We start from the raw sequence: 22334 nt of genomic DNA, 5'->3' as shown, positions 1-22334 counted from the left end.
GGCCACCGCCCACGCCGATGGACACGTCCCCCGTGCATAGTCCCAGCCCCATCGTCACCGGTCCGCGCGAGTTCGAGTTCGCCGACCGCGATTTCCGCCGTGTCTGCGACCTGATCTACCAGCGGGTGGGCATCGCCCTCGCGCCCGCCAAGCGCGACATGGTCTATGGCCGCCTGTCGCGTCGCCTGCGCACACTCGGCATGCGCAGCTTCCAGCAGTACCTCGACCATCTGGAACAGGAGGGCGGTGACGAATGGCAGGCGTTCACCAACGCCCTGACCACCAACCTCACCTCCTTTTTCCGTGAGCCCCACCATTTCGACAAGCTGCGCGAGGAACTGCGGCAGCGCTCCGGCCACGCCCCGCTGCTGCTGTGGTCCTGCGCCGCGTCCACCGGCGAGGAACCCTACTCCATGGCGATCACCGCGTGCGAGGCGTTCGGCAGCCTGAAGCCGCCGGTCCGCATCATCGCCACCGATGTCGACACACAGGTCCTGGCCACCGCAGGCCGTGGCGTGTACGCCATCGACCGCGTCGCCAGCCTCGATCCGGAGCTCCGCCGACGGTATTTCCAGCGTGGCAGTGGCCCCAACGAGGGCCAGTGCCGGGTGCTGCCCGCACTGCGCGAACTGATCGAGTTCCGCCCGCTGAATCTTCTTGCCCCGCGCTACGACGTTGGCGGCCCGTTCGATGCGCTGTTCTGCCGCAACGTGATGATCTATTTCGACAAGCCGACCCAACGCGCCATCCTTGGCCGGCTGGTGCAGCATCTCACCGATGACGGACTGCTCTACACCGGCCACTCGGAGAACTACCTGCACGCGGCCGATCTGATCCAGCCCTGTGGCCGCACCCTGTACCGCCGCGCGCAGGGGGCCGGGGCATGAACGCCTCGCTGCGCACCGACGAGGTGATGCGCTACCAGGACGCGCGCTTCCAGACCCTCGCCGCCAAGCTGTTGCCGACCCAGTACCTGGTGGTCGACGACACCACTGCGCTGACCACCACGCTGGGCTCCTGCGTAGCTGCGTGTCTGCGCGATCCGGTGCTGAAGATAGGCGGCATGAACCATTTCCTGCTGCCGGAGGGCAATGCCGGTGACGGCGCGCCCGCACGCTACGGCAGCTATGCGATGGAGCTTCTCATCAACGACATGCTCAAGCGCGGTGCGCACCGCAAGCGCCTGGAAGCCAAGGTGTTCGGCGGCGCCAACGTGCTCAAGGGTTTCACCAGCAATCCCGTGGGCACCCGCAACGCCGAGTTCGTGCGCCAGTACCTGCAGGCCGAGCACATTCCGATCATCGCCGAAGATCTGTGCGGCATCCATCCACGCAAGATCTGGTTCTTTGCCGATACCGGCCGCGTGGTCGTGCAGCGCCTGCCACATGCCCACGAAGCGGAAGTGGCCGCCACCGAATCGGCAGTGCGTGCCCGTCTGTCCAGGGCCCCGGTCACCGGTGGCGTGGAGCTGTTCGAATGACCCTGACCGGCAACGCCCCCTGCCGGGTCCTGATCGTGGACGACTCCGCCGTCGTGCGGCAGATGCTGACCGAAATCCTCTCCAGCGATCCGGCCATCGACGTGGTCGGCACCGCCGCCGATCCGCTGCTGGCACGCGAGAAGATCAAGCGCCTCGCCCCGGACGTGATCACCCTGGACGTGGAGATGCCGCGCATGGACGGGCTGGCCTTCCTGGAAAACCTGATGCGCCTGCATCCCTTGCCGGTGGTGATGATCTCTTCGCTGACCGAGCGGGGGGCCGACACGACCCTGCAGGCGCTGGCACTGGGTGCCGTGGATTTCGTTTCCAAGCCGAAGCTCGATGTGGCGCGCGGACTGCAGGGCTATGCCGAAGAAATCATCGGCAAGGTGAAGATGGCCGCACGCTCGCGGGTGCGGCCGCTGCTGCGGGCTGCGGCACCGAAACTCACCCTGGATGCGGCACCGGCATCGCGCCCGGTGGCACCACAGTTCCGCACCACCGACCGCCTGATCGCGATCGGTTCGTCAGCCGGTGGCACCGAAGCCCTGCGCGTGGTGCTGGAAGGCCTGCCCGCCGATGCACCGGCGGTGGTGATGACCCAGCACCTGCCGGCCAGCTTCAGCAGCGCCTTCGCCGAACGCCTGGACCGGCATTCGGCGATGGCCGTGCGCGAGGCCAGCGACGGCGAAGCCGTGCTGCCCGGCCATGCCTATCTGCCGCCGGGCGGCAGGCACCTGCGGATCATCCGCGATGGTGCGCGCTGGCGTTGCCGCGTCGATGACGGCCCAGCCGTGAACCGGCACAAGCCTGCGGTCGATGTGCTGTTCCGTTCGGTGGCCCAGAGTGCCGGGGGCAATGCCATCGGCGCCATTCTCACCGGCATGGGCGATGACGGCGCGCGCGGCCTGCTGGAAATGCGCCAGGCAGGCGCTCCGACGCTGGTGCAGGATGAAGCCACCAGTGTGGTCTGGGGCATGCCCGGCGCCGCGTTCAAGCTCGGCGCGGCCGAGGAACAGGTGCCGCTGGAACGGATCGCCGAGCGCCTGCTCGCCCTCGCCCGCGGGCAATAGCGACGAACGCACGCTCCGCCCTGCATGAAAAAACCCCCGGCTTTCGCCGGGGGTTTTCGTTTCATCGCATCAGGCGGCGACCGTATTGGCCACGTCCTGGTATTCCTCGATCTGGTCGAAGTTCATGTAGCGGTAGATCTCGCTGCCGCTGGCGGCGATCACGCCGACGTCGGCCATGTACTCTTCCTTGGTCGGGATGCGGCCCAGACGCGAGCAGATCGCGGCCAGCTCGGCCGAACCCAGGTACACGTTGGTGTTGCGGCCCAGACGGTTCGGGAAGTTGCGGGTCGAGGTCGACATCGCGGTGGAGCCTTCGCGGATCTGGGCCTGGTTGCCCATGCACAGCGAGCAGCCCGGCATTTCCATGCGCGCGCCGGTCGCACCGAAGGTGCCGTACACGCCTTCCTTGGTCAGCTCCGAAGCATCCATCTTGGTCGGCGGGGCCACCCACAGACGGGTCGGCAGGTCGCGCTTGCCTTCCAGCAGCTTCGCGGCCGCACGGAAGTGGCCGATGTTGGTCATGCACGAACCGATGAACACTTCGTCGATCTTGGCGCCGGCCACTTCGGACAGGGTCTTCACGTCGTCCGGATCGTTCGGGCAGGCCACGATCGGCTCGTGGATGTCGGCCAGGTCGATCTCGATGACGGCGGCGTACTCGGCGTCGGCGTCCGGCTCCAGCAGCTGCGGGTTGGCCAGCCAGGCTTCCATCTTCTCGATGCGACGCTGCAGCGAACGCGGATCCTGGTAACCCTCGGCAATCATCCACTTCAGCAGGGTGATGTTGCTGGTCAGGTACTCGATGATCGGTTCCTTGTTCAGGCGCACCGAGCAACCGGCGGCCGAACGCTCGGCCGAGGCGTCGGAGAGTTCGAACGCCTGCTCGACCTTCAGCTCCGGCAGGCCTTCGATTTCCAGGATGCGGCCGGAGAAGATGTTCTTCTTGCCAGCCTTGGCAACCGTCAGCAGGCCCGACTTGATCGCGTACAGTGGAATCGCGTTGACCAGGTCACGCAGGGTCACGCCCGGCTGCATCTGGCCCTTGAAGCGCACCAGCACCGATTCCGGCATGTCCAGCGGCATCACGCCGGTGGCGGCGGCGAAGGCCACCAGGCCCGAGCCGGCCGGGAACGAAATGCCCACCGGGAAACGGGTGTGCGAGTCGCCGCCGGTGCCGACGGTGTCGGGCAGCAGCATGCGGTTGAGCCAGCTGTGGATCACGCCGTCGCCCGGACGCAGCGAGATGCCACCGCGGGTGGAGATGAACTCCGGCAGCGTGTGGTGGGTCTTCACGTCCACCGGCTTCGGATACGCGGCGGTGTGGCAGAACGACTGCATGACCAGGTCGGCCGAGAAGCCCAGGCAGGCCAGATCCTTCAGCTCGTCACGGGTCATCGGACCGGTGGTGTCCTGCGAGCCCACCGAGGTCATCTTCGGTTCGCAGTACGTACCCGGGCGCATGCCCTGGCCTTCCGGCAGACCACAGGCGCGGCCGACCATCTTCTGCGCCAGCGAGAAACCCTTGCCGGTGTCGGCCGGCTGCACCGGCAGGCGGAACAGGGTGGTCGGGGCCAGGCCCAGCGCTTCGCGCGCCTTGCCGGTCAGGCCACGGCCGACGATCAGCGGAATGCGGCCGCCGGCACGCACTTCGTCGAACAGCACTTCGGACTTCACTTCGAACTCGGCGATCACTTCGCCGTTCTTCAGTGCCTTGCCGTCATACGGACGCAGCTCGACAACGTCGCCGTGCTCCATCTTCGAGACATCCAGCTCGATCGGCAGCGCGCCGGCATCTTCCATGGTGTTGTAGAAGATCGGGGCAATCTTGCCGCCCAGGCACACGCCACCGGCGCGCTTGTTGGGGATGTAGGGGATGTCGTCGCCGGTCCACCACAGCACGCTGTTGGTCGCCGACTTGCGCGAAGAGCCGGTGCCGACCACGTCGCCGACGTAGGCCACCAGGTGACCCTTGTCCTTCAGCGACAGGATCTGCTGGATCGGACCGCGCTTGCCGTCTTCTTCCGGAGTGAACGGCGCGTCATCGCGCTTGTTCTTCAGCATCGCCAGGGCGTGCATCGGAATGTCAGGACGGGTGGTGGCGTCCGGCGCCGGCGACAGGTCGTCAGTGTTGGTTTCGCCCGGCACCTTTAACACGGTGATGGTCAGGCTCTGCGGCACTTCCGGCTTGCTGGTGAACCACTCGGCGTCGGCCCAGCTCTGCAGCACGGCCTGGGCATTGGCATTGCCGGCCTTGGCCTTGTCCTGCACGTCGTGGAACGCATCGAACACCAGCAGGGTGTTCTTCAGGCCGTCGGCGGCGATGGTGCCGACGCTGGCGTCGTCCAGCAGCTGCACCAGCGGGGCCACGTTGTAACCGCCCAGCATGGTGCCCAGCAGCTCGGTGGCGCGCTCGCGGCTGATCAGCGGATTCTGCTCGCTGCCCAGCGCGATCGCGGCCAGGTACGAGGCCTTGACCTTGGCGGCGTCGTCCACGCCGGCCGGCACACGGTGGGTCAGCAGGTCGAGCAGGAACTCGGCCTCGCCCGCCGGCGGGTTCTTCAACAGTTCAATGACGTCTGCCGTCTGCTGGGCGGTCAGCGGCAGCGGCGGGATGCCAAGCGCGGCGCGCTCGGCTACGTGGTGGCGATAGGCTTCCAACATGACAACTCCCGGGTAATGCGGTTATGGAACAGTGAAAGGAATGCAACGGGCTCAGGCGTGCGGCACGATCAGCTTCAGGCCCTTGAAGTAGTCGCGGTAAAACGTGTCGTTCCAGGTGATGAGCCCGTCGCACTGCAGCAGTGCATGGGCCCCCACCATGAAGTCGTCCAGGCTGCGGCGCTGGGTACCACGCTGGCGGTGGCGGCGATGCATCTCGCCGGCGCGCAATGCCGATTTGGCTTCCAGCGCGTTGAAGTGGACGCCCATCTCTTCCAGCGCTTCCAGCACCTCGGCCCCGCCACGCAGGCTGGCGCAGACTTCGGCCAGGGTCGCCCCGCACACCACCACCTTGCCGCCGACCAGGCTCTGCCGCAGGCAGGCCTCGACGGCGTCGGCCTGCGGGCCATTGCTCAGCAGTTCGACCAGCACAGGGGAATCGACGGCGATCATCACGGCTTAGTCCTCGTCGCGCACCGCGCGTACGGCGGCGTCGGCGGAATCAAAGCCGTCCAGCGCGAACTTGCCACGCGCCCGTGAAATCGCGTCGTCGACACTTTTGCGCAGAATGATGCGGCTGCCGTCCAGTTCGACCTTGAGCTGGGTGCCCTTGGTCAGGCCCAGGGCGTCACGCACAGCCTTGGGCAGGGTGATCTGACCGCGTTCGGCGACAGTGGCTTCCATGGGTAGGCCCTCTTCGGTATGTACGAATTATACATACTCAAGGCGTCATACCGCCAGCCGCCCCCCCCCTTTACGGCAATGCCGGCACGTGGCCGGCATTGTCCGTTCAGCTTGATGCCTTCACTCAGAACGCAACCTGCAGCCGGGTATTGACCGTCGTGCCCTCGTCCTTGCCGCGCACCGCACCGGTGGGGTTGTCGGTCTGCCAGCGGATCACGTCGAGCATCACCCGGCTGTAGTCGTTGAGATACCAGTTGGCACCCACCGTCCACGCATGTCCGGTGCCGCCGGTCGGCAGTTCCGAGTAGTCCACGTCTTCATAGCGCGCACGCAGCTCCCATGCGCCCCGCCCGCCACGGGTGACCGGATCGGCCACCTTGACCCGGCCCCAGGTGCCGGTCTTGCCCGAGTACGCCGGGCTGGCCCCGCCAAGGAACCAGCCGGCGGAAATCGCCCAGGCCTGGTGATCGAGGTCGTAACGGCCGCTGGCATCGGCGCCGCGCAGGTTACGCGTGCCCCACTCGCCCGTGGCCCAGCCCTGGCCAAAGAAGCCCGCCGCCTCCACACCGTAGGCGGTGCTGCGATCGGTGCCGACCAGCGCGCCCGGTGTGATCTTGACCAGGTCGTTGAAGTGGCCGGCAATGGCGGAGCTGCGCAGCACGCCCGAGGAGCCTGCGGCGATCTCTTCGTGGAACGCCCACGCCCCCAGATGCACGGTCGCGGCCTTGCTGTCGATCGGGTTCCAGTGGACGCGGGTGGCCCAGGTCTGGCTGTCGTTGTTGTCACCGGCATTGTTGAGGTCGTTGCCGGCCACCGACAGGCTGGCGTGCCAGCCCTTTCCGTACACGCGCTCGGTGAGGCCGACGCCGAACAGGCCCCGCTGCGGCAGCATCAGCGTGCCCACCACGTTGCGGTCCGGGAACGGCGTGTTGGAGGTGCTGCTGGAGCCATCGATGCCGCGGTCGTTGAGGCGGTTGCCCACGGTGAGGTCGGCAGGCAGGCCGAACAGCCTGTGGTCCACAGTGGCATACACCGACTTCCACGCCACCTCGTTGTCAGCGAAGTCGCCCTCCACCACCCAGCCGAGCGTGCCGTAGCGGCCCTCCGCGCCCAGGCGCACCGAACGGATCTCGGTACCGGAGATGTTGCGGTCGCTGCTGGACGAGCCGTCGGTGCTGGAGCCGTCCACGAACAGACGACCGCGCGGGCGGAAGATCACGTTGCCGTCAGCGCTGCTGAATTCCGGCGCGCCCTTCGACCACGACACCTTCGGCGCCTTGGACTGCTGGGTTTCCAGCGCCGCAACACGGGTTTCCAGGGCAGACGCAGGAGGGGCAGCCGCTGCGTTGCTGGCGGTCGTACCGACGCCTTCCAGCGCATCCAGTCGCGACTGCAGTTGCTGGATCTGCTGCGCCTGCTGCTGCACCAGCGCGGCAAGTTCGGCCTGGCTCAGCGGGGCCGGTGGGGCTGTGGCGGCCTGTGCTCCGGCATGGCCGCTGGCCAGCAGCAGGCCAAGGGCGACCGTCAGCGCTGCACGCGGCAGCACGGGATGGCTATGCATGGTGTTCTCTCCAGCCAGCCGGCCCCCTGGCCTGGCGCTGGCCCGTTGCGATGATGCGGGGGAATTACGGAAGGGCGCGCCGCCGGATCATTCCAGCGGCGCGCCAGGCAGGCTCAGCTGGTGGCCTGGGCCTGGGCCTGGGCGTTTGGACGCCAGGTGATGAGCTTGTTCTCGACCACGTCGAGCAGTGCATCGATGACCAGCACGAAGGCGGCCAGAATGATGATGCCGGCGAACACACCCACGGCATTGAAGTTGCCTTCTGCCTGCGCGATCAGGTAACCCAGGCCCGCCGAGGCACCCAGATATTCGCCGATGATCGCGCCGACCACGGCAAAGCCCACCGAGGTGCGCAGCGAGGACAGGATCCAGCTCGCCGCCGCCGGGAAGTACACGTGACGCAGCAGGTCACTGCGGCTGGCACCGAGAATGCGGGCATTGGCCAGCACCACCGGGTTCACTTCGCGCACGCCCTGCATGGCATTGAAGAACGTGGTGAAGAACACCAGCGTCACCGCCAGTGCCACCTTCGACCACAGACCCAGGCCCAGCCACAGCACGAAGATCGGCGCCAGCACCACGCGCGGGATGGCATTGAAGCCCTTGATGAAGGGATCGAGGATGCGCGCCGAGCGCCGGCTCAGGCCCAGCCACACACCGCCTGCAACGCCCAGCCCGGTACCGATGAGGTAGCCCAGCGCGGTTTCGGTCAGGGTGATGTACACGTGCTGGTAGAACGAGGTATCCGACAACCAGTTCCACGCCTGCTGGGCGATGGCCGTGGGCGCGGGGAAGAAGAACGGGTCGATCCAGCCCAGCGCGATGCCGCCCTCCCAGCCACCGAACACGGCGATGACCAGTGCGATCTGGATGAAACGGTCAGTCCTGGCGTGCATAGCTCTTCTCCACTTCGCCGCGCAGGCAGGCCCAGATGTCGCGGTACAGGTCGGTAAAACGTTCGTCGAGCTTGATCTCGGCAACGTTGCGGGGGCGTTCCAGGTCCACATCGAAGCTGCGCACCACGCGGCTTGACGGACCCGAGGACAGCACCACCACGCGGTCGCCCAGCGCGATGGCCTCTTCCAGGTCGTGGGTGATCAGGATCACCGAGCGACGGTCTTCCTGCCACAGGCGTAGCAGTTCGTTCTGCATCAGATGGCGGGTGTGGATGTCCAATGCCGAGAACGGCTCGTCCATCAGGATCACCTTGGGCTCCACGATCAGTGCCTGTGCCATCTGCACGCGCTTGCGCTGGCCGCCGGAGAGCTGGTGCGGATAGCGGTGCTCGAAGCCGGTCAGGCCGACCTTGGCCAACCAGGTGGTGACCTTCTGCCGGCGCTCGGCTTCATCGACGCCGCGGAACTTCAGGCCCAGTTCCACGTTCTGGAAGGCGGTCTTCCACGGCAGCAGCGCGTCCTGCTGGAACAGGTAGCCGACGGACGCCTGCACGCCATTGACGGCGCGTCCGTCGATGCTCACGTCACCGGCGCTGGGCTTGAGCAGGCCCGCCACGGAATTGAGGATGGTGCTCTTGCCGCACCCGGTGGGACCGACGATGGCGAGGAACTCGCCATCACCGACCTGGATATCGACATCGCGCACGGCGGTGAAGTCACCGAAGGACATGGTCACCTTGTTGATGGCGACCATGGTCTGTGCGGGCTCCAGCTGCGGTGCGCCATTGAACTGGCGCACGGTGGCATTGAGGGCCATGGGTTATCTCCGCTTACGGTTGGGTTGCCTGCGTCGCGGCGCTGGCGCGCTCGACGAAGGCATTGGTGTAGGTCCGGGACAGGTCGATGTCCGCGTTGGCCACGTCCTTGTTGAACTCGCGCAGCACCTTCAACGGCGTTTCCAGGTCCGCGGGCGTGAAGTGGCCATCGGTGGTGAAGATGGCGCGGGCGTTCTCCACGGCGCGCGCGTAGGTGGCGCGGTCGCCGGAGACGTAGCTGTCCGGCAGCGCAGCGACGATGTCCTCGGCACTGTTGTCGGCGATGAACTTCAATGCCATCTGCTCGGCGCGGGCGATCTTCTCGGCTGCTTCGGGACGTGCTTCCAGGAAGCTGCGGTTGGCGTACATCACCGAGGTGGGATAGAGACCGCCGTACACCTGGCGTGCCCCCTCGTCGCTGCGCGCATCAATGATGATCCTGCCGACCTTGCGCTCGGTGATCAGGGTCGCGGCCGGATCGTAGTTGACCAGCAGGTCGATCTTGCCCTGCTCGAGCGCCGCCACCGCCGCAGCACCAGAACCCACGCCGATCAGCGAGATGCTGTCCACCGGGATGTCGTGCTGGGCCAGGAAGTGGCGCACGAAGAAGTCCGATGACGAACCCGGGGCGGTAATGCCGATCTTCTGGCCCTTGATGGTCTGCGGGCGCGCCGGATCGAAGCTGGCATCCTCGCGGCCGGCCATCACCAGGCCCGAATTGCGCGACAGCAGCACGAAGCCGACCACGTCCTTGTGCTTGGCCTGCATCTGGATGGTGTGGTCGTAGAAGCCGACCGCCACGTCGGTCGAGTTGGCGACCAGGGCCTGCAGCACCTTGGAGCCGCCCTGCGCGAAGTTCTCGGTCTTCACCTGCAGGCCGACGTCCTTGAAGTAGCCCTTGGCGTCGGCGATGAAGAACGGCAGGTTGTTGAGGTTGTAGGAACCGACGCTGATCCGCACCGGCGCATTGTCGCCGCCGGGCGCCGAGGCCCCGCTGGCATCGTCTTTGCCGCAACCGGACACGGCCAGGCTCGCCGCGCACAGCGCGGCCATGAAGAACTGCTTGTACATCATCCCTCCCAGGAGTGAAGCATCTGCGTTGTAGTGGCCTGGCCACGCGCATCTGCGCGGCCCCGACCGGTTTCAGGTCATGCCGCTGAGGTCCATTGGCGGGCTTCGGTGGAATGGGCTTCGGCAGTGGCAGGCGAAGTCGCGAACACGCGCCCTTCGAACAGGCGGCGCGCGGTACGGACCACGCTGGCAACGACCGGCGCATCGTCCGAGCTGCGGCTCAGGCCCACTTCCAGCAGGCCGCTCGGATGTTCGAGGGTAATGCTGCCCGGCATCGGCAGGCATCCGACGAAAGTGTTGGCCAGGGTGCCGGGCGTGACTGCGGCGGTGGCCAGGCCGACCGCGCCGGTGATGGCAAGCGCGGTGTGGCATTGGTGGGGCATGAAGTAGCGCACCTGCAGGTCGCCGCCCTGCTGCGGTGCGGAAAGCAGCACCGGCTTGGGAATCACCTTGCTGCCCGCATCGGCGATGCCCATCCGCGTGCCCGCCTCGATGCGCATCGCTTCCAACCGTGCCAGCAGCGCGTGATCCGCATTCAGTTCCGCCGGCGAGGCGTCACCGCGGACACCCAGATCGGCCGCGCGCACCATCATCATCGGCATCGCGCAATCCACCAGGCTGACGGCGATGCCGTCGATCATATCCTGCGGCCGCCCACTGGGCAGCAGCCGGCCGGTACGTGCACCGGCCGCATCGAGGAAGGCCAGGCGGACCGGCGCGGCAGCGCCAGGCGCGCCCGCGATACGCGTGTCGCCCCGGTAGGCCACCTGGCCGTTCGGGGTTTCCACCGTGGCCACGATCAGCTTGCCGGTGTTGACGTTGTGGATGCGCACTTCGGTGCGCGGGTGGCGCGCAGGAACGAGTCCGCGTTCGATCGCGAAGGGACCGACCGCCGCCAGCATGTTGCCGCAGTTGGGGGTGGTATCCACCACCCGCTGCTCGACCCGGACCTGCGCGAACAGATAGTCGACATCGGCATCGGCGCGGCTGGCGGGGCTGACGATCGCCACCTTGCTGGTCAGCGCATTGCCACCGCCGATGCCATCGATCTGCAGCGGATGGCCCGAGCCCATCACCTCCAGCAGCAGCTGGTCGCGCAGGCCGGCGTCGGCCGGCAGGTCCGAGGCCAGGAAGAACGGCCCCTTGGACGTGCCGCCACGCATGAGGACGCAGGGGATACTGAGCAGATCGTTCGACATACGTGTGCTAGATTGATGCGTATAGGGGATGAATGACCCCTCTGTGATTCGATACTGGCATGAGCCGGATTGATCTGTGAATTGCTGATTTTTGGATGATTGATACCGTATGAGCATCAATTGCGAAATCCTCGATCTGCGCGCGTTCCTGCTCGTCGCCGAGACGCGCAGCTTCCATCGCGCCGCTGAAACCCTGCACGTCTCGCAGCCCGCGCTCAGCCGCCGGATCCAGAAGCTGGAGCAGGCCGTCGGCTCACCGCTGCTCGAACGCACCACCCGCAGCGTCAGCACCACCGCGGTCGGCGAGAACCTGCTGCCGCTGGTACGGCGCATGCTGGAGGAATTCGATGGTTCGCTGTTCTCGCTGCGCGGGCACGACGACACGCGCGGCGCCACGGTCACCATCGCCTGCCTGCCCACCGCGGCGTTCTACTTCCTGCCCAGTGTCATGGCACGCTTCCACGATGCGCATCCGCACGTCCGCTTCCGCATCCTCGACATTCCCGCCACCGAGGGGTTGCAGGCAGTGGAACGCGGCGAAGTGGAGTTCGGCATCAATTTCATGGGTGCCAACGATCCCAACCTGGATTTCGATGTACTGGCCGAGGACCCGTTCGTGCTGGCCTGCCGCCGCGATCATCCGCTGGCTCGCAAGCGCCGCGTGGAATGGGCCGATCTTGCCCAGCACCAGCTGATCACCGTGCATCGCACCAGTGGCAACCGGACCCTGCTCGATGGCGCCCTCGCCCGTGAGAACCTGAAGCTGAGCTGGCATTACGAAGTGACCCACCTGTCCACCTCCCTGGGCATGGTCGAGGCCGGGATCGGCGTGTCGGTGCTGCCGAAGATGGCTACCCCGGACGGCGACCATCCCATCCTGGTGACCCGGCCGATCGGCAATCCGGTGGTCTCGCGCACCATCGGCATCGTGCGCCGCCGTGGTGCCCTGCTCTCGCCCACGGCCGAACGCTTCCTGCAGATGCTGATGAGCCAGTGGCGGGGCAAGCCGTGACATCGGCACTACATACAGCCATGTAACCTTGCGTCCTGCGCCGAGGACGTTCCCGGCCGCGCCGGCTCCGCCATACTGGCGGGGATCCGGTGGCGGAGAGCCCCGGCATACGCAAGCAGGTCCGTCCATGCACGGGCCACTGCAAGCCATCCGCAAGAAGGAGTCATCCCGCATGAGCGATTCGTTCTCCACCCGAAGCCAGCTGGACGTCGGCGGCAAGACCTACGACTACTTCAGCCTGCCCACACTGGGCCAGCGCTTCGACATCTCCCACCTTCCCTACTCGATGAAGATCCTGCTGGAGAATCTGCTCCGGCACGAAGACGGCGGCGTCACCGTCGGCAAGGAGCACATCGAGGCCGTTGCCCGCTGGAGCCCGGCGGCCGAGCCGGACACCGAAATCGCCTTCATGCCCGCGCGCGTGGTCCTGCAGGACTTCACCGGCGTACCGTGTGTCGTCGATCTGGCCGCCATGCGCGATGCGGTGGTCAAGCTGGGCGGCAAGCCGGAACAGATCAACCCGCAGATCCCTTCGGAACTGGTGATCGACCATTCGGTACAGGTCGATGTGTTCGGCAAGCCGGACGCGCTCGATCTCAATGGCAAGATCGAATTCCAGCGCAACCAGGAACGCTACGGGTTCCTGCGCTGGGGCCAGAAGGCGTTCGACAACTTCAAGGTGGTGCCGCCCAACACCGGCATCGTCCACCAGGTGAACCTGGAGAACCTGGCCCGCGTGGTGATGACCGCGGACAAGGATGGCAGGGCCGTGGCCTACCCGGACACCGTGTTCGGTACTGACAGCCACACCACGATGATCAACGGCATCGGCGTGCTTGGCTGGGGCGTGGGCGGCATCGAAGCCGAAGCGGCCATGCTGGGCCAGCCGTCGTCGATGCTGATCCCGCAGGTGGTCGGCTTCAAGCTCACCGGCCGGCTGCCTGAGGGCGCCACCGCCACCGACCTGGTGCTGACCGTCACCCAGATGCTGCGCAAGCTGGGCGTGGTCGGCAAGTTCGTCGAATTCTATGGCGATGGCCTGCAGCACCTGCCACTGGCCGACCGCGCCACGATCGGCAACATGGCACCGGAATACGGCGCCACCTGCGGCATCTTCCCGATCGACGCCGAATCACTGAACTACCTGCGCCTGTCCGGTCGCAGCGAAGAACAGATCGCACTGGTCGAGGCCTACGCCAAGGCGCAGGGCCTGTGGCACGAACCGGACAGCCCCCATGCCCAGTACAGCACCACGCTGGAGCTGGACATGGGCACGGTGAAGCCATCGCTGGCCGGACCGAAGCGCCCGCAGGACCGCGTGCTGCTGGAAGACGTGCAGAAGAACTACCGCGAAGCGCTGGTCGGCCTGACCAGCAACCGCGACAAGCGCAGCGACGATGTGGCCTCCTTCCTCAACGAGGGCGGCGGCACCGCGGTCGGCAACGAACAGCTGGCCAAGGGCTTCGCCGACATCGAGATCGAAGGCCGGAAGGTCCGCCTGAAGGATGGCGCGGTGGTCATCGCCGCGATCACCTCCTGTACCAACACGTCCAACCCGGCGGTGATGATCGGTGCCGGCCTGCTGGCGCGCAACGCGGCGGCCAAGGGCCTGGATCGCAAGCCCTGGGTGAAGACTTCGCTGGGCCCAGGCTCGCGCGTGGTCACCGACTATCTGGAAAAGGCCGGGGTGCTGAAGGAGCTGGAGAAGATCGGCTTCTACGTGGTCGGCTACGGCTGCACCACCTGCATCGGCAACTCCGGCCCGCTGCCGACCGAGGTCAGTGCCGGCATCGCCGCCGGTGACCTGGTGGTGACCTCCGTGCTGTCGGGCAACCGTAATTTCGAAGGCCGCGTGCATCCCGAAGTGAAAATGAACTACCTGGCCAGCCCGCCACTGGTGGTCGCCTACGCCATCGCCGGCACCACCGACATCGATCTGACCACCCAGCCGCTGGGCACCGGCAGCGACGGCCAGCCGGTCTACCTGCGCGACATCTGGCCGAGCAACAAGGAAATCGGCGATGTCATCGCCGCCACCATCGGCCCAGAGATGTTCAAGCAGAACTACGCCGACGTGTTCAAGGGCGATACGCGCTGGAACACCATCGCCTCGCCGGACGGCAATCTGTACGAGTGGAGCGATGACTCCACCTACATCAAGAACCCACCGTACTTCGATGGCATGACCATGCAGACCGGCAGCATCGACGACGTGCATGGCGCGCGTGTGATGGGTCTGTTCGGCGACTCGATCACCACCGACCATATCTCGCCGGCCGGCAACATCAAGAAGGATTCGCCCGCGGGGCGTTACCTGCAGGCCCGGGGCGTGCAGCCCGCCGACTTCAACAGCTACGGCAGCCGCCGCGGCAATGATGACGTGATGGTCCGCGGCACCTTCGCCAACATCCGCATCAAGAACCTGATGTTCGGCGGCGAGGAGGGTGGCAACACCCTGTACTACCCGGCCGGCGGTGGTCAGCCGGAGAAGCTGGCGATCTACGACGCGGCGATGAAGTACAAGGCCGACAAGGTGCCGCTGGTCGTGCTGGCCGGGAAGGAGTACGGCACCGGTTCGTCGCGCGACTGGGCCGCCAAGGGCACCCTGCTGCTGGGCGTGAAGGCGGTCATCGCCGAGAGCTTCGAGCGCATCCACCGCTCCAACCTGGTCGGCATGGGCGTGCTGCCGCTGCAGTTCCGCAATGGTGAGAACGCGCAGTCGCTGGGGCTGGATGGCTCGGAAGTCATCGACATCACCGGCCTGGAGGACGGTGCGAGCAAGCGCGCCACGGTCACCGCGACCCGGGCCGATGGCACGCAGAAGCGCTTCGAGGTGTCGGTGATGCTGCTGACACCGAAGGAAGTGGAATACTTCCGCCACGGTGGCCTGCTGCAGTACGTGCTGCGTCAGCTGGCTGCCCGCTGACCCGGCGGGCGGCATCCAGCGAGCGGAAGCCCGGCCCCGGCGTTACCGCCGGGGCGCTGCGGAGGCGCGCGAACCGGTGGTTCGCAACCGCGCCTCCTCGCCCACCACGGTGGCCTGCTGCAGTACGTGCTGCGTCAGCTGGCTGCCCGCTGACCCGGCGCGCGGCATCCGGCGGGCGGAAGCCCGGCCCCGGCGTCACCGCCGGGGCCGAATCGCCCATGAATCATATTTTTGATATTTTTCACCATTCATGCAATTTGCATGAAACAGGCGTAAGGTGATCGCACAGGTCCCCTGGAGCACCGCCATGCTGCACGCCCCCGTCCGCTTCGACCCGATCAACGAGCTGACCCACACCACCGCCTCGTCGGTGAAGGAACATTGGCGCAAGGTCATGCAGGAAGTGCGCGACCAGCACATGGTGGTGGTCACCAATCACAACGAACCGCAGGCGGTGATCGTTTCCATCGAGCAGTACCGCGCGCTGCAGGCCAAGGTCGAAGCGCTGGAAAGCTCGCTGGAGGAGCTGCGTGGGCAGGACCCGGCCCTGGCGGATCTGCGTGCCGGCTTCGACCAGCGCCTGGCGGTGCTGCAGCACGCCCAGGCCGGTGATGCCGCACGCGCACTGCTGCGTCGCCCTGCCCGCCTGAAGGGCCAGGTCAAGGCGGGCACGGGCCACTGATGCCACGCCCGTTCCTGTATGTGCTTGCCGGCGTCAATGGCGCCGGCAAGAGTTCGGTGGGTGGCCACGTGCTGCGCGAAGCCGGCCTGGAATGGTTCAACCCCGATACGTTCGCCCGCGGGCTGCGCGAGCGGGCCGGCCTGGACGCCATGGAGGCCAATGCCGAAGCCTGGCAGGAGGGTGTCAACCGTATCCGCGACGCCCTGGATCACGCCCGCAACCATGCCTTCGAGACCACGCTGGGGGGCAACTCGATCACCGCCCTGCTGCATGAGGCCAGCCGCACCCATGACGTGCTGATGTGGTTCTGTGGACTGTCCAGCCCGGAGCAGCACATCGCCCGGGTACGCGCACGGGTGCAGGCCGGTGGCCACCCCATTTCCGAAGTCGACATCCGCCGCCGCTGGCCGCTGGCGCAGCAGAACCTGATCGGGCTGATGCCGGTGCTGGCGCAGCTGCAGGTCTACGACAACAGCGCCGACGCCGCGCCGGGCGAGGCCGTGCCCGATCCACAGCTGCTGCTGCAGATGGAGGACGGCCACCTGCAATGGCCGGCCGCCGATGACCTGCAGCAGCTGCAGCGCACGCCCCCATGGGCGACAGTCCTGCTGGAAGCCGCTCTGCGCCTGTAATGCCAAGGGCCGGCAGTCCGCTCAGCGCCGCGGCGCGTCCGGATCGGTGCGCAATGCGCGCAGCAGGCCCAGCATGTAGAACGCCAGGGTGAACGAGAACGGCAGACCGCACAGCACCACCGCCGTCTGCATCGCGCTGAAGTTGCCCGCCAGCAGCAGGCCGATGCTGGCCACGGTGATGCCCACCGCCCAGAACACGCGCAGCCAGATCGGCGCATCGTGACCATCCTCCACCCCGTCGTCGACACGACGGGTGCACAGGTTGGCGATCATCAGCGTGCCCGAATCGACTGGGGTCAGGAACAGTACGAAACCGATCACCACTGCGGCACCGGCTACATAGGGTGCGCCGGGCAGGTACTCCAGCAGCTTGAACAGGGTCATCGCTGCATCGTGCTGTGCCACCTGCCCCAGCACCGCCTGGCCATGGTTGAGCACCAGGTCGATGGCGGTGTTGCCGAAGATCGACAGCCACGCCAGCGTGAAGCCGAGCGGTATCAACAGCACGCCCATCACGACCTCGCGGATGGTGCGGCCGCGCGAGATGCGTGCCACGAACAAGCCCACGAACGGTGCCCAGGCGATCCACCACGCCCAGTAGAACAGCGTCCAGGAACCCATCCAGGCGCGGCCCTGCGGATCGTTGAGATACATGTCGAAGCTCTTGCGCACGAATGCGCCGAGATAGTCGCCCGTGTTCTGCACCAGGCCATCGAACAGATGCAGGGTCGGGCCGGTAACCAGCACGAACAGCAACAGCGCGCACAACAGACGCACGTTGAGGTTGGACAGCCAGGCGATGCCCTTCTCGACCCCCGCCACCACGCCGATGGTGGCCACCACCATCATCACCAGCACGATCGCGACCAGCACCTGCGGTGTGTCCGGGATGTGGAACAGATAGACCAGGCCGGACTGCACCACCAGCGCACCGATGCCGAGATTGGTGACCATGGAGATCAGCGTGGCGAGAATGCCGAAGCCATCGACCATGTCGCCGATGCGGCCATGGATGCGCTCACCGAAGATCGGATACAGCGCCGAGCGCAATGCCAGCGGCAGGTTGCGGCGATAGGCGAAATAGCCCAGCGCCACCCCGACCAGCGCGTACAGCGCCCAGCCATGCAGGCCCCAGTGCAGGAAGGTCAGCACCATCGCCTCGCGGCCGGCCGCCACCGTGCCGCCCGGCTGGCCCGGCGGGTTGAGGAAATGGTCCAGCGGCTCGTAGGCACCGTAGTACAGCAATGCGATACCGATACCCGCCGAGAACAGCATCGACACCCACGCGACGTAGCCGAAGGCCGGCGATTCCTCGTTGTGGCCCAGGCGGATACGGCCATAGGGCGAGAACGCCAGCCACAGTACGAATCCCAGGCACAGCACGACCAGCAGCATGTACCACGCGCCGAACGCAGCCGAGATCTCGGCCTGCGCCCATTGCAGCCAGTGCTCGCTGGCATCGGGATAGAGGACGGTGAGCAGCCCGAGAATGCCGATCGACACCGAGGAGCTGAGGAAGACAAAGCGGTTCAAGCGCAGGGGCGAACGCTTGGGATGAGCCTGGGAAGACATGGGATCGTCTCATCAGTCCGAAGGAGCACATGGGCGGGGCCGGACCGGGAAACCGGGCCCATGGCGTGGGGCGCGAGCGCATCCTAGGGTTTATTGATTGAACGTTCAATCAATAAAAAGCATAATGATGGCCAACCCGATGCCTCGGGTCGCAATCCGTGGAGAGACAATGCCGAAGAAGGGCGTGGAGCCGGTCCGTCGCGAACAGTTGATCCGGGCCACTTTCCAGACCATCGACGAAATGGGCATGGCCGATGCCACCGTCGCCACCATCGCCAGGAAGGCCGGGCTGTCCAGCGGCATCGTCGCCCATTACTTCGGCGACAAGGACGGCCTGCTCAACGCTGCGATGCGGCAGATCCTGCGCGAATTGCGGGACGCGGTCGCCCGCTGCCGGGCCGGGGTCGGCGACGATCCCCGCGACCAGCTGCGCGCCATCGTCGATGGCAACTTCGATGACAGCCAGATCAATGGCACCGCGATGCGTGTCTGGCTCACCTTCTGGGCCGCGAGCATGCACCAGCCGGAACTGGCGCGCCTGCAGCATGCCAACGACCAGCGCCTGTTTTCCAACCTGTGCCACCAGTTCAATCGCGTGCTGCCACGCCCACAGGCACGCCTCGCCGCCCGCGGCCTGGCCGCGATGATCGATGGCCTCTGGCTGCGCGGCAGCCTGGTCGGCGGCGCCTTCGATGCTGACAAGGCCCGACGCATCGCCTACGGCTACATCGACTTCCAGTTGCAGGCCGACGCGCTATAAGCGCTTTCAGCTTCCCGCCCCCTTTCGAGGAGTACGCCCCATGACCACCCTGCCCGTCCAACAGCTCTACATCCATGGCCGCCGGGTCGATGCCACCAGCGGCAAGACCTTCGCCACGGTCAACCCCGCCACCGGTGAGGTCATCGCCGAGGTGCAGGTCGCCAGCCAGGCCGACGTCGAACGCGCCGTCGAAAGCGCCACCGAAGGCCAGAAGGCATGGGCGGCAATGACCGCCATGGAACGTTCGCGCATCCTGCGCCGCGCCGTGGAGATCCTGCGCGAGCGCAATGACGAACTGGCCCGCCTGGAAACGCTCGATACCGGCAAGGCGCTGGCGGAAACCACCACGGTGGACATCGTCACCGGCGCCGATGTGCTGGAGTATTACGCCGGCCTGGCGACCGCCATCGAAGGCATCCAGCTGCCGCTGCGCGAATCCAGCTTCTTCTACACCCGCCGTGAACCGCTGGGCGTGGTCGCCGGCATCGGTGCCTGGAACTACCCGATCCAGATCGCCCTGTGGAAGTCGGCGCCGGCACTGGCCGCCGGCAATGCGATGGTGTTCAAGCCGTCCGAGGTCACGCCGCTGACCGCCATCCGGCTTGCCGAGATCTACACCGAAGCCGGCGTGCCGGCCGGCGTGTTCAATGTCGTGCAGGGCCCCGGTCGCGAAATCGGCAACTGGCTCACCGAACATCCGGTGATCGAGAAGATCTCCTTCACCGGCGGTGTGGCCACCGGCAAGAAGGTGATGGCTGCGGCCGCCTCCTCCTCGCTGAAGGAAGTGACCATGGAACTGGGCGGCAAATCGCCGCTGGTGATCTGCGATGACGCCGATCTCGACCGCGCCGCCGACATCGCGGTGATGGCCAATTTCTTCAGCTCCGGCCAGGTGTGCACCAATGGCACCCGCGTGTTTGTGCCGCGCGGCATGCTGGCCGCGTTCGAGGCCGCCGTGGTCGAGCGCGTCAAGCGCATCCGCATCGGCGATCCGATGGCCGCGGACACCAACTTCGGCCCGCTGACCAGCTTCCCGCACATGGAGAACGTGCTGCGCTACATCGAAAGCGGCAAGACCGAAGGCGCGCGCCTGCTGATCGGCGGCGGCCGTGCCACCGACGGCACGCTGGCCCAGGGCGCCTATGTGCTGCCGACTGTGTTCTCCGACTGCCGCGACGACATGACCATCGTCAAGGAAGAGATCTTCGGGCCGGTCATGAGCATCCTTGCCTATGACAGCGAAGATGAAGTGGTCCGCCGCGCCAACGACACCACCTTCGGCCTCGCCGCCGGCGTGGTCAGCAAGGACATCAGCCGCGCCCACCGCATCATCCATCGCCTGGAAGCCGGCATCTGCTGGATCAACACCTGGGGCGAATCGCCAGCCGAAATGCCGGTGGGTGGCTACAAGGAGTCCGGTGTCGGCCGCGAGAACGGCCTCTCGACCCTGGGCCACTACACCCGCATCAAGTCGGTGCAGGTCGAACTGGGCGACTACGCCAGCGTGTTCTGAGCCGCGCCCCTCGTCCGGCCACCGCGCCGATCCGACATTCCGCCGGGACGCCTGTTTGCAGCGTGTCCCGGCCTGAAGGAGAACAACCATGAGCACCCATAACGAGTACGACTACATCATCATCGGCGCCGGTTCGGCCGGCAACGTGCTGGCCACCCGCCTGACCGAAGATGCCGATGTGAGCGTACTGCTGCTGGAAGCGGGTGGCCCGGACTACCGGCTCGACTTCCGCACCCAGATGCCGGCGGCGCTGGCGTTTCCGCTGCAGGGCAAGCGCTACAACTGGGCCTACAAGACCGATCCAGAGCCCTTCATGAACAACCGCCGCATGGACTGCGGCCGTGGCAAGGGCCTGGGCGGTTCGTCGCTGATCAACGGCATGTGCTACATCCGCGGCAACGCGATGGACTACGACAACTGGGCGAGCATGCCCGGCCTGGACGACTGGACCTATCTGGACTGCCTGCCCTACTTCCGCAAGGCCGAGACCCGCGACATCGGCCCCAACGATTACCACGGGGGCGATGGCCCGCTGCGGGTGACCACCCCCAAGGCCGGCAACAACGAACTGTTCGCAGCCATGGTTGAAGCCGGCGTGCAGGCAGGCTATCCGCGCACCGATGACCTCAACGGCTACCAGCAGGAAGGCTTCGGGCCGATGGACCGCACGGTCACGCCGAAGGGCCGCCGCTCCAGCACCGCCCGCGGCTATCTGGATCTGGCCAGGCCGCGCCCGAACCTGACCATCGTCACCCACGCGCTGACCGACCGCATCCTGTTCTCCGGCAAGCGCGCGGTGGGCGTGCAGTGGCTGCGCAACGACCAGCCGCAGCGTGCCACTGCCCGCCGCGAGGTGCTGTTGTGCGGCGGCGCCATCGCCTCGCCACAGATCCTGCAGCGCTCCGGCGTGGGCGCGGCCGATCTGCTGCGCAGCCTCGACATCGACCTGGTGCATCACCTGCCGGGCGTCGGCGCCAATCTGCAGGATCACCTGGAGATGTATCTCCAGTACGAATGCAAGAAGCCGGTCTCGCTGGCGCCGGCGCTGAAGCTGTACAACCAGCCGGCAATCGGCGCTGAATGGCTGTTCCTGGGCACCGGTATCGGCGCCAGCAACCAGTTCGAGGCCGGCGGCTTCATCCGCAGCGATGCCGAGTTCGACTGGCCCAACCTGCAGTATCACTTCCTGCCGGTGGCCATCAACTACAACGGGTCCAATCCGATCAAGGCACACAGCTTCCAGATGCATGTCGGCTCGATGCGCTCGCCCAGCCGGGGCCGCATCCATGTCCGCTCCAAGGATCCGCGCGAGCATCCGAGCATCCTGTTCAACTACATGTCGCACGACCAGGACTGGCGCGAGTTCCGCGCGGCGATCCGCATCACCCGCGAGATCTTCGCGCAGCCGGCACTGGCTCCATACAGCGGCCGCGAGATTTCGCCGGGCAGTGCACTGCAGACCGATGCGCAGATCGACGCGTTCGTCCGTGAGCATGCTGAAACGGCATACCACCCGTCCTGCTCCAACAAGATGGGCCACGCCGATGATCCGATGGCGGTGGTGGACGGCCAGGGCCGCGTGCATGGTCTGGAGGCCCTGCGCATCGTCGACGCCTCGATCATGCCGCAGGTGGTGACCGGCAACCTCAACGCGCCGACCATCATGATCGCCGAAAAGCTCGCCGACGTGATCCGCGGCCGTGCGCCGCTGCCCCGCAGCACCGCGCCCTACTACAAGGCCAATGGTGCGCCGGTGCGCAGGCAGGGCTGAGCACCGCACGCACCCTGAAACACCCGCCG

The 22334-nt window shown here is 66.5% G+C and carries 19 protein-coding genes; 10 read left to right on the top strand and 9 right to left on the bottom strand.

What is annotated here, in order from left to right; translation table 11 throughout:
- Nucleotides 1–17 precede the first annotated feature (17 nt).
- Genes ACZLIF_RS09860 through ACZLIF_RS09850 form a run of 3 tightly spaced genes read left to right on the top strand, consistent with a single transcriptional unit; the run spans nt 18 to nt 2553 of the window.
- Nucleotides 18–887, top strand: a complete 870-nt coding sequence (locus ACZLIF_RS09860) for a CheR family methyltransferase (RefSeq protein ID WP_053519996.1) — start codon at nt 18–20, stop codon at nt 885–887.
- Entirely contained in the window at nt 884–1480 is a 597-nt protein-coding gene (gene cheD / locus ACZLIF_RS09855; RefSeq protein WP_053519995.1) for a chemoreceptor glutamine deamidase CheD, read from the top strand. Before ACZLIF_RS09860 ends, cheD begins: the two co-directional genes overlap by 4 nt.
- A complete protein-coding gene (locus tag ACZLIF_RS09850) occupies nt 1477–2553 on the top strand; it encodes a protein-glutamate methylesterase/protein-glutamine glutaminase (protein WP_111186102.1) in 1077 nt (358 codons plus the stop codon). The genes cheD and ACZLIF_RS09850 overlap by 4 nt, the downstream gene beginning before the upstream one ends.
- A 69-nt stretch (nt 2554–2622) precedes the next feature.
- On the opposite strand, the gene acnB is transcribed toward ACZLIF_RS09850, so the two are convergent.
- The 8 genes from acnB to ACZLIF_RS09810 all read right to left on the bottom strand — a co-directional run bounded on the left by acnB (nt 2623) and on the right by ACZLIF_RS09810 (nt 11437).
- Nucleotides 2623–5214 (bottom strand): bifunctional aconitate hydratase 2/2-methylisocitrate dehydratase, encoded by a 2592-nt coding sequence (gene acnB / locus ACZLIF_RS09845; protein ID WP_128990528.1) that lies wholly within the window; start codon nt 5212–5214, stop codon nt 2623–2625.
- Nucleotides 5215–5265: 51 nt separating this feature from the next.
- Entirely contained in the window at nt 5266–5664 is a 399-nt protein-coding gene (locus ACZLIF_RS09840) for a type II toxin-antitoxin system VapC family toxin (protein ID WP_053519993.1), read from the bottom strand.
- Nucleotides 5665–5670: 6 nt separating this feature from the next.
- Nucleotides 5671–5895, bottom strand: a complete 225-nt coding sequence (locus ACZLIF_RS09835; protein ID WP_053519992.1) for an AbrB/MazE/SpoVT family DNA-binding domain-containing protein — start codon at nt 5893–5895, stop codon at nt 5671–5673.
- A gap of 124 nt (nt 5896–6019) precedes the next feature.
- Nucleotides 6020–7456, bottom strand: a complete 1437-nt coding sequence (locus ACZLIF_RS09830; RefSeq protein ID WP_128990530.1) for an OprO/OprP family phosphate-selective porin — start codon at nt 7454–7456, stop codon at nt 6020–6022.
- Nucleotides 7457–7569: 113 nt separating this feature from the next.
- Nucleotides 7570–8352, bottom strand: coding sequence for an ABC transporter permease (locus ACZLIF_RS09825; protein WP_478462589.1), 783 nt, complete (start codon nt 8350–8352; stop codon nt 7570–7572).
- Nucleotides 8336–9169 carry an ABC transporter ATP-binding protein gene (locus ACZLIF_RS09820; protein ID WP_053519989.1) on the bottom strand — a complete coding sequence of 278 codons (834 nt, stop codon included), beginning with the start codon at nt 9167–9169 and terminating at the stop codon, nt 8336–8338. Before ACZLIF_RS09820 ends, ACZLIF_RS09825 begins: the two co-directional genes overlap by 17 nt.
- A gap of 13 nt (nt 9170–9182) precedes the next feature.
- The gene (locus ACZLIF_RS09815) at nt 9183–10238 is read right to left on the bottom strand and encodes an ABC transporter substrate-binding protein (protein WP_053519997.1); all 1056 of its coding nucleotides are present in this window, start codon (nt 10236–10238) and stop codon (nt 9183–9185) included.
- Between the two features lie 77 nt (nt 10239–10315).
- The gene (locus ACZLIF_RS09810; protein WP_128990532.1) at nt 10316–11437 is read right to left on the bottom strand and encodes a 4-oxalomesaconate tautomerase; all 1122 of its coding nucleotides are present in this window, start codon (nt 11435–11437) and stop codon (nt 10316–10318) included.
- 109 nt (nt 11438–11546) lie between these two features.
- On the opposite strand from ACZLIF_RS09810, the gene ACZLIF_RS09805 reads away from it, so the two are divergent.
- The 4 genes from ACZLIF_RS09805 (at nt 11547) to ACZLIF_RS09790 (ending at nt 16689) form a co-directional block, all read left to right on the top strand.
- Complete coding sequence (locus tag ACZLIF_RS09805) at nt 11547–12449, top strand: LysR family transcriptional regulator (RefSeq protein ID WP_053519987.1); 903 nt, start codon at nt 11547–11549, stop codon at nt 12447–12449.
- A 172-nt stretch (nt 12450–12621) separates the two neighbouring features.
- Entirely contained in the window at nt 12622–15375 is a 2754-nt protein-coding gene (gene acnA / locus ACZLIF_RS09800; RefSeq protein WP_128990534.1) for an aconitate hydratase AcnA, read from the top strand.
- Nucleotides 15376–15682: 307 nt separating this feature from the next.
- A complete protein-coding gene (locus ACZLIF_RS09795; protein ID WP_053520391.1) occupies nt 15683–16057 on the top strand; it encodes a type II toxin-antitoxin system Phd/YefM family antitoxin in 375 nt (124 codons plus the stop codon).
- A complete protein-coding gene (locus tag ACZLIF_RS09790; RefSeq protein ID WP_128990537.1) occupies nt 16057–16689 on the top strand; it encodes an ATPase in 633 nt (210 codons plus the stop codon). The genes ACZLIF_RS09795 and ACZLIF_RS09790 overlap by 1 nt, the downstream gene beginning before the upstream one ends.
- Nucleotides 16690–16710: 21 nt before the next feature.
- Here ACZLIF_RS09790 and ACZLIF_RS09785 read toward each other — a convergent pair whose 3' ends face one another.
- Nucleotides 16711–18261 (bottom strand): BCCT family transporter, encoded by a 1551-nt coding sequence (locus ACZLIF_RS09785; protein WP_128990539.1) that lies wholly within the window; start codon nt 18259–18261, stop codon nt 16711–16713.
- 169 nt (nt 18262–18430) lie between these two features.
- On the opposite strand from ACZLIF_RS09785, the gene betI reads away from it, so the two are divergent.
- From betI to betA, 3 genes are all read left to right on the top strand, one after another.
- Complete coding sequence (gene betI, locus ACZLIF_RS09780; protein WP_053520388.1) at nt 18431–19021, top strand: transcriptional regulator BetI; 591 nt, start codon at nt 18431–18433, stop codon at nt 19019–19021.
- Nucleotides 19022–19061: 40 nt separating this feature from the next.
- Nucleotides 19062–20534 carry a betaine-aldehyde dehydrogenase gene (betB, locus tag ACZLIF_RS09775; protein WP_053520387.1) on the top strand — a complete coding sequence of 491 codons (1473 nt, stop codon included), beginning with the start codon at nt 19062–19064 and terminating at the stop codon, nt 20532–20534.
- Nucleotides 20535–20622: 88 nt separating this feature from the next.
- Nucleotides 20623–22305, top strand: coding sequence for a choline dehydrogenase (betA, locus tag ACZLIF_RS09770; RefSeq protein ID WP_128988744.1), 1683 nt, complete (start codon nt 20623–20625; stop codon nt 22303–22305).
- Nucleotides 22306–22334 lie beyond the last annotated feature (29 nt).

This window comes from Stenotrophomonas sp. 2201_Sma (assembly GCF_056486685.1).
The sequence above is the reverse complement of the archived record's forward strand: the minus strand, read 5'-3'. Positions and strand labels throughout refer to the sequence as shown.

What these genes read in the sequence shown, in the direction of transcription:
- ACZLIF_RS09860 (WP_053519996.1), top strand. Translation starts at nt 18, where the DNA reads ATGGACACGTCCCCCGTGCATAGTCCCAGCCCCATCGTCACCGGTCCG.
- cheD (WP_053519995.1), top strand. Translation starts at nt 884, where the DNA reads ATGAACGCCTCGCTGCGCACCGACGAGGTGATGCGCTACCAGGACGCG.
- ACZLIF_RS09850 (WP_111186102.1), top strand. Translation starts at nt 1,477, where the DNA reads ATGACCCTGACCGGCAACGCCCCCTGCCGGGTCCTGATCGTGGACGAC.
- acnB (WP_128990528.1), bottom strand. Translation starts at nt 5,214, where the DNA reads ATGTTGGAAGCCTATCGCCACCACGTAGCCGAGCGCGCCGCGCTTGGC.
- ACZLIF_RS09840 (WP_053519993.1), bottom strand. Translation starts at nt 5,664, where the DNA reads ATGATCGCCGTCGATTCCCCTGTGCTGGTCGAACTGCTGAGCAATGGC.
- ACZLIF_RS09835 (WP_053519992.1), bottom strand. Translation starts at nt 5,895, where the DNA reads ATGGAAGCCACTGTCGCCGAACGCGGTCAGATCACCCTGCCCAAGGCT.
- ACZLIF_RS09830 (WP_128990530.1), bottom strand. Translation starts at nt 7,456, where the DNA reads ATGCATAGCCATCCCGTGCTGCCGCGTGCAGCGCTGACGGTCGCCCTT.
- ACZLIF_RS09825 (WP_478462589.1), bottom strand. Translation starts at nt 8,352, where the DNA reads ATGCACGCCAGGACTGACCGTTTCATCCAGATCGCACTGGTCATCGCC.
- ACZLIF_RS09820 (WP_053519989.1), bottom strand. Translation starts at nt 9,169, where the DNA reads ATGGCCCTCAATGCCACCGTGCGCCAGTTCAATGGCGCACCGCAGCTG.
- ACZLIF_RS09815 (WP_053519997.1), bottom strand. Translation starts at nt 10,238, where the DNA reads ATGTACAAGCAGTTCTTCATGGCCGCGCTGTGCGCGGCGAGCCTGGCC.
- ACZLIF_RS09810 (WP_128990532.1), bottom strand. Translation starts at nt 11,437, where the DNA reads ATGTCGAACGATCTGCTCAGTATCCCCTGCGTCCTCATGCGTGGCGGC.
- ACZLIF_RS09805 (WP_053519987.1), top strand. Translation starts at nt 11,547, where the DNA reads ATGAGCATCAATTGCGAAATCCTCGATCTGCGCGCGTTCCTGCTCGTC.
- acnA (WP_128990534.1), top strand. Translation starts at nt 12,622, where the DNA reads ATGAGCGATTCGTTCTCCACCCGAAGCCAGCTGGACGTCGGCGGCAAG.
- ACZLIF_RS09795 (WP_053520391.1), top strand. Translation starts at nt 15,683, where the DNA reads ATGCTGCACGCCCCCGTCCGCTTCGACCCGATCAACGAGCTGACCCAC.
- ACZLIF_RS09790 (WP_128990537.1), top strand. Translation starts at nt 16,057, where the DNA reads ATGCCACGCCCGTTCCTGTATGTGCTTGCCGGCGTCAATGGCGCCGGC.
- ACZLIF_RS09785 (WP_128990539.1), bottom strand. Translation starts at nt 18,261, where the DNA reads ATGTCTTCCCAGGCTCATCCCAAGCGTTCGCCCCTGCGCTTGAACCGC.
- betI (WP_053520388.1), top strand. Translation starts at nt 18,431, where the DNA reads ATGCCGAAGAAGGGCGTGGAGCCGGTCCGTCGCGAACAGTTGATCCGG.
- betB (WP_053520387.1), top strand. Translation starts at nt 19,062, where the DNA reads ATGACCACCCTGCCCGTCCAACAGCTCTACATCCATGGCCGCCGGGTC.
- betA (WP_128988744.1), top strand. Translation starts at nt 20,623, where the DNA reads ATGAGCACCCATAACGAGTACGACTACATCATCATCGGCGCCGGTTCG.